The sequence below is a fragment of the Pectinatus brassicae genome (assembly GCF_014201835.1).
Taxonomy (GTDB): Bacteria; Bacillota; Negativicutes; order Selenomonadales; family Selenomonadaceae; genus Pectinatus; species Pectinatus brassicae.
This window is the reverse complement of sequence record NZ_JACHFH010000057.1, coordinates 1-10259: the sequence shown is the minus strand read 5'-3', so window position 1 is coordinate 10259 and position 10259 is coordinate 1. Positions and strand designations below refer to the sequence as shown.

Annotated in this window: 13 protein-coding genes; 3 read left to right on the top strand and 10 right to left on the bottom strand. The window is 34.0% G+C overall.

What is annotated here, in order from left to right; translation table 11 throughout:
* Positions 1–93 precede the first annotated feature (93 nt).
* The gene (locus tag HNR32_RS13215; protein ID WP_183863439.1) at positions 94–531 is read left to right on the top strand and encodes an APC family permease; all 438 of its coding nucleotides are present in this window, start codon (positions 94–96) and stop codon (positions 529–531) included.
* Positions 532–620: 89 nt separating this feature from the next.
* Here HNR32_RS13215 and HNR32_RS14285 read toward each other — a convergent pair whose 3' ends face one another.
* The 5 genes from HNR32_RS14285 to HNR32_RS13200 form a co-directional block, all read right to left on the bottom strand.
* A complete protein-coding gene (locus HNR32_RS14285) occupies positions 621–893 on the bottom strand; it encodes a permuted SH3 domain-containing protein (protein WP_231038062.1) in 273 nt (90 codons plus the stop codon).
* Positions 894–990: 97 nt separating this feature from the next.
* Entirely contained in the window at positions 991–1305 is a 315-nt protein-coding gene (locus HNR32_RS14280; RefSeq protein ID WP_231038061.1) for an HlyD family secretion protein, read from the bottom strand.
* The gene (locus HNR32_RS14275) at positions 1298–1549 is read right to left on the bottom strand and encodes a TolC family protein (protein ID WP_260162784.1); all 252 of its coding nucleotides are present in this window, start codon (positions 1547–1549) and stop codon (positions 1298–1300) included. The genes HNR32_RS14280 and HNR32_RS14275 overlap by 8 nt, the downstream gene beginning before the upstream one ends.
* A 23-nt stretch (positions 1550–1572) precedes the next feature.
* Complete coding sequence (locus tag HNR32_RS13205) at positions 1573–2595, bottom strand: TolC family protein (RefSeq protein ID WP_260162783.1); 1023 nt, start codon at positions 2593–2595, stop codon at positions 1573–1575.
* Between the two features lies 1 nt (position 2596).
* Entirely contained in the window at positions 2597–2935 is a 339-nt protein-coding gene (locus HNR32_RS13200; RefSeq protein WP_183863437.1) for a hypothetical protein, read from the bottom strand.
* Between the two features lie 598 nt (positions 2936–3533).
* On the opposite strand from HNR32_RS13200, the gene brnQ reads away from it, so the two are divergent.
* Positions 3534–4859 carry a branched-chain amino acid transport system II carrier protein gene (gene brnQ / locus HNR32_RS13195; RefSeq protein ID WP_231038060.1) on the top strand — a complete coding sequence of 442 codons (1326 nt, stop codon included), beginning with the start codon at positions 3534–3536 and terminating at the stop codon, positions 4857–4859.
* Positions 4860–5030: 171 nt separating this feature from the next.
* Positions 5031–6995: a methyl-accepting chemotaxis protein gene (locus HNR32_RS13190; protein WP_183863433.1), complete on the top strand. Its 1965-nt coding sequence runs from the start codon at positions 5031–5033 to the stop codon at positions 6993–6995.
* 61 nt (positions 6996–7056) lie between these two features.
* On the opposite strand, the gene HNR32_RS13185 is transcribed toward HNR32_RS13190, so the two are convergent.
* From HNR32_RS13185 to HNR32_RS13165, 5 genes are all read right to left on the bottom strand, one after another.
* Complete coding sequence (locus HNR32_RS13185; RefSeq protein WP_183863431.1) at positions 7057–7461, bottom strand: hypothetical protein; 405 nt, start codon at positions 7459–7461, stop codon at positions 7057–7059.
* 172 nt (positions 7462–7633) lie between these two features.
* A complete protein-coding gene (locus HNR32_RS13180) occupies positions 7634–7864 on the bottom strand; it encodes a hypothetical protein (RefSeq protein WP_183863429.1) in 231 nt (76 codons plus the stop codon).
* Between the two features lie 105 nt (positions 7865–7969).
* Positions 7970–8758, bottom strand: a complete 789-nt coding sequence (locus tag HNR32_RS13175) for an undecaprenyl-diphosphate phosphatase (protein ID WP_311637009.1) — start codon at positions 8756–8758, stop codon at positions 7970–7972.
* Positions 8759–8816: 58 nt separating this feature from the next.
* On the bottom strand, positions 8817–9398 hold the full coding sequence (locus HNR32_RS13170) for an LCP family protein (protein ID WP_183863425.1): 582 nt from the start codon (positions 9396–9398) through the stop codon (positions 8817–8819).
* A gap of 91 nt (positions 9399–9489) precedes the next feature.
* Positions 9490–10206, bottom strand: a complete 717-nt coding sequence (locus HNR32_RS13165; RefSeq protein ID WP_183863423.1) for an ABC transporter ATP-binding protein — start codon at positions 10204–10206, stop codon at positions 9490–9492.
* Positions 10207–10259 lie beyond the last annotated feature (53 nt).

The following is a 10259-nucleotide window of genomic DNA, read 5'->3' as shown; positions in this document are numbered from 1 at the left end:
GCCAATCTCTATATGCATATTTCTATACATACTGACTAGTTTGGTCGCCTAACTCACGACTAAAGTCACGAGTGTGCGGCTCCCATTTAATCAATATTAGGGCCGCGTGTCTGCACGGCTTTAGCCGAAGATGGTATGCTGCCAGAAGTTTTAGCCAAACGTACTGCCTGGAACACTCCATATGTGGCCTCAATTGTTACAGCTGTTTTAAGTATTGCTGTAGCCTGGAGCGGCAGTTTTACTTTTCTTGCTGCTATCAGTGCCGTATCGCGCTTCACACAATATCTCCCCACATGTATTGCTGTAATTATTTTCCGTAAAAAATGGGCCAATAAACCACGTCCTTATAAAATTCCTTTTGGTTTAACTATTCCTGTTATTGCTGTATTTATCAGTTTATGGATGCTGGCTCAAGCTAAGCAGGAACAACTTATCTGGGGCTTTGGCGGCTGTATAATCGCTATTCCATTTTATTTTCTTTATCTACATAAAAAGAAAAATGGTAAAATAAAAATTCATACAGAATTATAATAACAAAGTATTTATCACTAAAAAAAGCTATGTAACTCTAGTTAATTCTAGAATTACATAGCCTTTTTAGTTATCAAAATTAATAATTATTAAAACGGTGGTGGTCCCCCATGATTATTTGATGAAGTTGTCGTTTTTTTAGCTGTATATTCTGTGGATATTTTGTCCCCTGCGGCAAGACCTTTTACTATTTCCACATATTCATCGCTATAAATGCCCGCTTGTACATACTTATTAACTGTTTTGCCATCAGCGCCAACAATAATTACATATGAACCTTTTGCATCAGTATGCAGTGCTGATAATGGAACTGCTAATACATTTTTCTTATCTGCTGTATTTATATCAACCCTTGCCGTCATGCCTGGTTTAACTAGCCCGCCATCATCTTTTATGTCAATTGTTACATAATAATAAATTACCGAAGAAGATGATGACGACGAACTTGACGATGATGAACTAGAGGAAGATGAGGTCGTTGAAGACGATGAGAAGTGCTATTGTTTCTCCAGCCTTTACCATTTGGTTTTCTTTTACCAATATTTCCTTTATCCGTGCAGTTATCTTCGAACTTACTTCTACTGATTCAACCGGCTTTATTGTTCCTGTCGCTGATACCTTTGCCTTTAGATCCATAGTTTTTACTATATATACATCCTGATTAACTGTTGTATTTTGTGTTTGGCGATATTGCCAATATTTATATCCAGCAAAACCAAGTAAAACTATTAATATTATTGCAGCACCTAGCTTTATCCACCTTTTTTTATTCATTTGCTGAACCGCCCATTTCTGCATCTATTCCCATGGCATTTTCTAATTCTGCTTTATACCGGGCATAATCATATTGAGCACTTATATAATTTAATTTTGCCGTTGATAATGCTAATTGTGCGTCTATAATATCTAAAATTATCCCTGAACCTATTTTATATTTTTCCTGCGCAATAAACAAATCCTCTTCTGCCTGTGCTATTGCCGTCTTCGTCGAAATAAAACGCTTTTGGGCTTCTGTCATATTAAGATATGCCTGTCGCACCGCTAAATATCATCATTTTTTTGCTGTAAAGTCAACTGAGCCTGCTCCATTTCTGCTTCAGCAGCATTAATATTGGCTTTTGTCACCCCATTATCAAAAACATTCCAGCTGGCCGATACTCCGGCTGTATAATCATGGTCATTGCCGCCGGGCAACGGCTGATTATTCCAACCGCTGCTTAAGGAAGCTGTAACGGTCGGTTTATAATCTGCTTTAGCCAATTCAATATTTTTCTGGGCAACGATATAATCAATTTTGCTTTCTTCTAAATCCTTACGATGATCCAGCGCAAAAGAAAGACAATTTGCCAAAGGCTTATTAAAACCTTCATACTTAAAGTCTTCAGTCAATTCCAGTGGCTCGTTTCTATCCATTTTAATAATATTTTTTAAGGTTATTACATCTACATCATAAGTGTTTTTAGCAGTTATCAATGTTTGTCTGGCATTTGACAGTTCTACCTCAGATCGCAATAAATCTGATTTAGGAACGCTGCCTGCACTATATAACTGTTTGACATTAATTAAATGCTTTTCATAATTATTTACTGATTCATCATCTACAGCAATAGTTTTTTTAGCTTCCAATACATCATAATAAGCCTTAAGCGTGTCATACTTTATATTTTCTGCTGTTCGCAGCGTATTCAATTGGCTTTGTTGTACAATCTGCTGCTGAATAGCAATATTCAGACTATCTTTACCACCAGAATACACTGGATATGTAACACTAATGGAATTACTATTATCACGTTCAAATTCTTTTTTTATTCCATCTGTTTTCCCACCAGCAACAGAAAAATCACTTTTTAACGATACGGTTACTCCACGCTGCGCTTTAATTCCCGCCAGTTCAGCCTGTGCCTGTACTTCTTTTTTCCCTGCTATTTTTATATCAAGATTATTTTGCAGTGCCATATTAACCGCTTCATTTATTGATAAAGACTTGCAATACCCTGCTTGGACTTGAACTACAACCAGCATAAAAAAACATAGCGATAAAATCTTACAAAACTTCTTTTTCATATTATTCACTTTCCTGCTTATTATTTAATGCTGCATATCCTTCATCGGAAATCGAAAGCGTATAAGCATTGCCAAATTTATTAAGTAGTTCTGTATTCTTTCTATATGTATTATTTATATAAGGCATCTGCTTACTTTTTAGTTCCAAAATATTTTTATTCATTTTATTAATGGTTTTTCCCAAATCTTCAATATCATTAGCTGTTTTTAAATCTCCTGATATGTCCTCAAAAGTTTCTGTTTTAGTTCCATTATTATTTTTAGCTTTAAGTTCTGTAACAAAATTAGTTGTCGAATTTGAACTATACGCTATCTCACCATAATATGATGATATTCGCATCACATACACTCCTCTATAGTCTATCAAATCTTATATAATTATACTGCTATAATTGTATAAATAAATAACATAATAGATATTCTATATTAGTATTATACAAAAACATGGCAAATATATGGCATAATCATAAAAAAGTCTTTAATTTAACCATAAAACATTATCCGTCTTATTTTATTAGCTGTTTTTTAATAAATTATTGTATTTTTATAATGTAAAGTACTTTTCTAATACCATTATTTCATGTATAATGTTGTATACACAAAATATTTGTTAATAATACATTTCATTTTATTTATCATTTTAAAATCATCCGCTTTTTCTACCATTATGTCCATCAACTATTCCGATTATACTTAATAATGTCAGCAATATCAAGCTCAGTAGGATTTTAATTGCTATAACAAATTTATTTAGCTTGTAATTATTATTAGTCTTTTTATTTTAATGTTAAGACAATTGCGTAGTTCACCTTCACTCCTAACTGTTATTTTTTTCTTTTCCAAATGGACATTATGCTTTTAAAATTATATCAAACACTGATATACTGATGTTTTTTTATTATTAACAGAATCATTTTATAAGAATGGAGATTTATTTTTTGAAAAGAACAGAGATATTATCAATCGGCTTTATGATGTTTTCAATTTACTTTGGTGCAGGAAATTTAATTTTTCCACCAGCTCTCGGACAAGCTGCTGGCAATAATTTATTGCCCGCAATAATAGGTTTTTTACTTACCGGTGTTGGTTTACCATTTTTAGGCATTGTTGCTATTGCCTTTAAAGGCGGCCGCTATACAGAATTTATTTCCGAACATGTCCATCCCCAATTTGCTTTTATTCTATTAGGAATTTTATATTTAACTATCGGGCCATTATTTGCTATACCACGTACTGCTGCAGTAGCTTTTGAAATAGGCGTTAAGCCATTCTTAACTTCCGATAATATTGTAATCGGTCAAGCCATCTATACAACAATTTTCATGGGAATAACTTATTTTCTTGCTTTAAACCCAGGAAAAATCGTAGACAGAGTTGGTAAAATCCTTACACCACTTTTATTATTTTTTCTAGTAATATTATTTGCAAAATCATTTATCACTCCGTTAGGCAATATTTTACCCGCTGCCGGCAATTATATCGCCACTCCTTTTTCCGAAGGATTTCAAAACGGTTATTTAACAATGGATTTATTAGCCTCAATTGCGGTTGGCGCAATCGTTGTAAATGCCGTACGCATGCGTGGTATAACGGACAGCCAGAAAATCGGCAAAATTTGCATCATCGGCGGCTTTATTGCTATCATTTTAATGAGTTGTGTCTATCTGTCCTTAGGATATATCGGAGCTACCAGTGCCAGTTTACTTGGTCATTCCAGCAACGGTGCCATCTTATTAGCTGATTCAGCCAGAGCCTTTTTTGGACCATTAGGAAACATTCTTCTAGCTATCATCATGTTTATGGCTTGTTTAACCACAAGCTGTGGTATGAGTTCGGCCTGCTCTGCTCATTTCAACGAAGCTTTTAAGAATAAAATTTCTTATCAACGCGTATTATTATATATTACTTTATTTAGTCTTATTGCTGCTAATGTTGGCCTTACACAATTAATTCATATCTCTATTCCTTTTCTAACTGCAATGTATCCAATCGTCATTGTATTGGTACTGCTTTCATTATCTTCAAGATGGTGGCAGGGAAGAAACAACGTTTATCGCTGGAGCTTGGCTTTTACTTTCATTTTCAGTATATTTGATGGCATAAATGCCGCAGGATTACAAATCAACTATATTAACGCATTATTCAATGCCTATATCCCTTTTTATCCCGTACATCTTGGCTGGATATGTCCAGCCCTGTTAGGTGCTTTAATCGGTTATGGCTTGTCCTTTATAAATAACAAAGAAACCGCTTCCTGCAATTAATTAACTTTCTAAAAAACACCATGCTATTTTCTACCGTATGGTGTTTTTTTGCGCAGTCAAATAAAATTTTATAATTATTATATTAGTCATATTATATAATTTTATAATATGATATACTATTAATTAATAGTAATTGTTTTATATAGTTTTTGTATAAAGGAGGTTATTTTCATGGGTCTGCAAAAAAAGATTACCTTATACGGTATGATTATGGTTGGTTTAATTTTAGTCATTATTTGCAGCTTTAGTTATATCTATTCAAAAAAACAATTAACATCTAGTATTAACACACAAATGAGCGAAATAGCTAATAAGGAATCTTTAAAAATTGATTCTTGGCTGCAATTAAAAGCACAAACTGTAGAAAACCTGAATTTTATTATCAGTAATACGACTCAACAAGATATTGCCAAAGAGTATTTCACTTTAAATAAATCAGATAAACTAGTCTCTGATTTATATATTGGCTTTACAGATGGACGTTTTATCCATGGCGAAGGTTCTGCAATGCCCGCTGATTATGACCCCAGAAAACGCGGCTGGTATAAAGATGCATTACAAAAGAACAATTTAGGCTTTACTAAACCTTATATTGATACAACTACCCAAAAATATTGCATCACTATATACTCGCCATTAAAAGACACGCAAGGAAATTTACGCGGTGTTATTGGTCAGGATATTCTCTTATCTAATTTATCCGACGCCATAAAAAACATCAATATAAACGGGCAGGGACAATCTTTTATTTTAGATACCGATGGTACAATACTAGCTCATCCCGACAGTAAATTAGTCAGTAAAAAATTAAGTGACAACAAAGCCTTTACAGATATCACCAAGCAAATTCTTACTAATAAAACTGGCAGTCTTGTCTATACCGATGCTTCAGTTGATAAAACTATGGTATATCATACTATCCCCAGCACCAATTGGATATTAGTATTATCTGTTCCTAATGATGTAATCTATGCACCGTTATATAGTCTAAGAAATATTTACCTGCTTATAAGTTTAATTACACTTATAGTTATCTTCTTTGCTACTTTTACCTTAGCTAAAAAATTTACTAAACCGATAATTAACCTTACAACTCATGCTGAAAAATTTGCTGCTGGTGATTTTTCTGAACAGGCTACGGTTTCCGGCAATGATGAAATTGCAACCTTAGGTAATGCTTTTAATGAAATGGGCAGTGATTTAAAACAAATCATTACTGAAGTTAAAAATACAACTTCTCACATCACGTCAACTTCTGCCAACATGAAAGATAATGCTTCAAATACAAGTGAAGTCTCCGAACAAATCGCTACTACCATTACCAATATGGCACAGGATTCCACTCATCAAGCAGAGGATGTACAAAAAAGTGCCAATATGGTTACCGATGTGACGGAGTCGGTAAATCGCATTACAACGAGTCTGCAAAAATCAAGTGCCACAGCTGCTACCGTTGAAAATTCTGTTATGGTAGGCGTAAATGCCATAAACAACCAAGTAAATTTAATGCAAAAAAACTATACAGCTACCCAAAATGTCTATAGCACTATTCATGATTTATCGCAGAAATCGGAAAAAATCGGCAAAATTGTTGAAGTAATAACTGATATATCAGGACAAACTAACCTGCTGGCTTTAAATGCAGCTATTGAAGCTGCCCGTGCCGGCGAATCTGGCCGAGGCTTTTCTGTTGTAGCTGAGGAAGTACGCAAATTAGCTGAACAATCAAGCTCCTCCAGTCAGGAAATTGAAAAGTTAATCACTGAAATACAAGCTAATACGACGGCAGCCGTAACTGAAATTAAACATGAACTTAATATTGCCAATGATTTAGAAACTGCTGCTCAAACCAGCAACACTGCTTTAAAACAAATTGAAGAATCAATAAAAATTTTCATAGCCCAAATACAGGCAATTTCTAAAGAAATAGCCCAGGTAAATACCCGAACCAATACAATATCTGTATCTATTTCCAATATTGCTTCCATCTCTGATAATAATGCTGCCGCCACTGAAGAATTAGCTGCAGCAGTTGAACAACAAACAGCTTCTATTCAGACAATTGCTCAAACAGCCACTCAGTTGTCAGATAAAGTTATTGATTTAGAGAACATGCTTAATAAATTTAAAATTTAAATTTACAAACAGAAAAGATCCTCAGTTTATAAAAAAGCTGAGGATCTTTTCTGTTTGTAAATCATGGTGTTCGCCATCTAATCTGCACTTTCGTTTGCATCACAGTCTGTCCCAAATAAGCTTTGTTGCCTGGATTATCCAAGCTAAACTTATATATATCACTGCCACCAGATGCCGGAATGTATATATTAGGCAGTGCTAGTGTTTTATGATTCGTCCTCACTACATTGTTACTTGTATCTAATATTGTTATATCTATATCCATACTCGTTAAAACTAAGGCTTTATCTATCCTATTCTTAAAAAAACCAGTGATTACATCCTGGTCTTTTGGTAATTCCACTCTGGTAATATTAAAATCTACTCCTTGATCTAAGGGCGCTGCCGCCTCTAAGCAAGCAATATTCACCCCTGATATAAAACTAAAAACTACTACTATGATAATATACTTAAATATATTTACCACAAAATCACCTCTTTTATATATTTTTGTTATTATTTCTACATAATATGTATTATTACCTTTTTCTTTTTTGCCATATCGGATCCCACATATTCTTTATATCCTCAAACAACAAATATAAATAAATAATGCATTAAAAAGCTCCACCACAATCATGGCAGAGCTTTTTAATGCATTATCTATTTTCCCAATGACCACGAACCCAATGATGATCATGATTCCAATGTCCATCCACCCAATGTCTGTGATGATGAGGTGGCGGTGATGCAGGTTCATCATAATGAGGGCGTGGTGGCGGTGGATCATCATGTGGATGTGCTGATGCGATTGTTGTACCAAATACACTAACTGCCATAAATGCTGACAGTACAAATGCTATTAATTTTTTCTTTTTTGAATTAAACATTTTGTCATCTCCATTAGTAAATAATTGCTTACTTTCTTTCTATGTATTTAGAATATCATATCAGCTAATTTTAAGTGTGACAAATTTATGATATTTTTATGTTTTTTACCATAAATTGCTTATAAAGATAATCCCGCCTAATAAAATACAATAAACAGCAAATGGTCGTAGTATTGCTGTCTCTGTTTTTTTAAATAACCTTATCATAATTTTTATAGATAAATATGCTACTATCCCCGCAACTATCCCGCCAATAATTGCCATTAACAAAACTTGGTTGTTATTGACCATCGCAATATGCGGAGTCTCAATAATGCCCGCCCCCAAAACAATAGGCGCTGATAAAAGCAATGAAAATCTCAATGATTCACTTGAATTTAATCCTATTATAAAGCCACCTGTTATAGTAGTTCCCGAACGGGAAAAACCAGGAATGAATGCAAGACATTGAAATATTCCAATAATAAATGCCTCCTTATAAGTTAACTGCTGAATAGACTTCGTTCCCTTTTGACGCCACTTTTCACTGATAAAAAGCAATATTCCATTCAGTATTAAAAATACTGCTGCATTTATTACATTACTAAACATAATACGAAGAAATTTTTCACATAAAAACCCTATAATAATTGCAGGAATACTCCCAACAATTATTAAATATAGAAGTTTATTATCATGAAAATTCCCTTTGGCTATTTTTATAATAATACTTTTCCACTCATTATTAAAAAAAATAAACATTGATAATGCAGTTCCTAAATGCAGCATAACCATAAAAGGCAGAAAATTTTTATGTAAAAAATCTTCACTTAAATTCCATTTAAAAATATAGGGCATAAAAATACTATGTGCTAAACTGCTTATGGGAAAGAGCTCTGTAATTCCCTGTATCACAGCCACAATACATGTCTGTAGTAAATCCAATATTAAAACTCCTTAGTAATAATCATTATTATGGTGCTATTATTACTTTTACATCATCCAATGATTTTTTATATGCTTGTGCCAAAATATTACTTTGTTCTTTATATTCTTGATTCACTTGTATATTTTCTAATTTTGCTGCTTGATTACGCATTTTCACGATATCCGGAACCCAATAACTGATATTATTTATATAGACAGGTGTCCCATCTACCATATTTGTACTTATACCAGTGGATTTCATATAAGGTATAAGTGTCGAAAATTTCAGCATATCGGTAATAGGAATATCGGTATCAAATGAATTTTGTATTTGCCGGATTATCGCTGGTAACTGAGGAATTATCCCTGGAGTAGAAATTGCTGTTAAAAGAGCATTGGCAAATTTTTGCTGACGTCCTATCCTGCCAATATCCCCCATGGGATCATGACGAAATCTCACATATTCCAAGGCAGTGTTGCCATCCATATGCTGCTGGCCAGCTTTTATATCAATAAGTCCATCATTATCAACCTCACCAGCATCATATTTATCATAGTAGTATAAATGCTTATCTACATTTATATCTATGCCGCCAATGGCATCTATTACATTTTTAAAACCGCTCATATTTATAGCCTGCAACAGCACTTGCCGTACATACGAGTAATACAAAAATAATAATACTTAATCTCTTCAAAACACCGTACCTTCTTTATAATTAGTTATTATCATGAACAAATTGACTATAATAGAGCTTTGCATAAGGGCCGTCTGCCTGTATAAGTTCTTGATGATTACCACATTCCACAATATTTCCCTTATCCATGACTATTATTTCATCAGCTTCACGAATTGTTGACAAACGATGAGCAATTATAAAACTGGTACGATTATTCATCATCCGTAAGAAAGCATTTTGGATACGAAGTTCTGTACGCGTATCAATATTGCTGGTAGCTTCATCTAAAATAAGCATTGATGGATCGGCCAGCATCACACGAGCAATTGTCAAAAGTTGTTTTTGTCCTTGTGACAAGTTGTTGCCAGCATCAGTTAATTGCGTATCATATCCCTGCGGCAGACGTCGAATAAAGCTATGCGCATCAGCTGCTTTAGCTGCTGCAATAATATCCTCGTCTGTTGCCTCCTTGCCGTAAGCTATATTTTCCCTGATAGAGCCAGCAAAAAGCCATGTATCCTGCAGAACCATACCAAATTGGCTGTGCAGTAGATCACGCGGCATATCTTTTATATTTACTCCATCGATAAATATATTCCCGCTATTTAATTCATAAAAACGCATTAATAGATTTACCAAAGTAGTCTTACCTGCACCAGTCTGCCCAACAATAGCTATTTTTTTCCCTGAATCGACCGTTAGATTAAAATTAGTACTGAACCTCCCACGACTAAAGTCGCGGGGTTCCTGCTTCATAGATAGTTGCGCAAAAAACACGTCTTACATTATCTCCACAGGCTATCCCCGTA

Excerpts from the sequence above, each read along its gene's own strand:
- HNR32_RS14285 (WP_231038062.1), bottom strand. The coding sequence starts at position 893 with ATGACGGCAAGGGTTGATATAAATACAGCAGATAAGAAAAATGTATTA.
- HNR32_RS13190 (WP_183863433.1), top strand. The coding sequence starts at position 5,031 with ATGGGTCTGCAAAAAAAGATTACCTTATACGGTATGATTATGGTTGGT.
- HNR32_RS13165 (WP_183863423.1), bottom strand. The coding sequence starts at position 10,206 with ATGAAGCAGGAACCCCGCGACTTTAGTCGTGGGAGGTTCAGTACTAAT.
- HNR32_RS13200 (WP_183863437.1), bottom strand. The coding sequence starts at position 2,935 with ATGCGAATATCATCATATTATGGTGAGATAGCGTATAGTTCAAATTCG.
- HNR32_RS14275 (WP_260162784.1), bottom strand. The coding sequence starts at position 1,549 with ATGACAGAAGCCCAAAAGCGTTTTATTTCGACGAAGACGGCAATAGCA.
- HNR32_RS13205 (WP_260162783.1), bottom strand. The coding sequence starts at position 2,595 with ATGAAAAAGAAGTTTTGTAAGATTTTATCGCTATGTTTTTTTATGCTG.
- HNR32_RS13180 (WP_183863429.1), bottom strand. The coding sequence starts at position 7,864 with ATGTTTAATTCAAAAAAGAAAAAATTAATAGCATTTGTACTGTCAGCA.
- HNR32_RS13170 (WP_183863425.1), bottom strand. The coding sequence starts at position 9,398 with ATGAGCGGTTTTAAAAATGTAATAGATGCCATTGGCGGCATAGATATA.
- HNR32_RS14280 (WP_231038061.1), bottom strand. The coding sequence starts at position 1,305 with ATGAATAAAAAAAGGTGGATAAAGCTAGGTGCTGCAATAATATTAATA.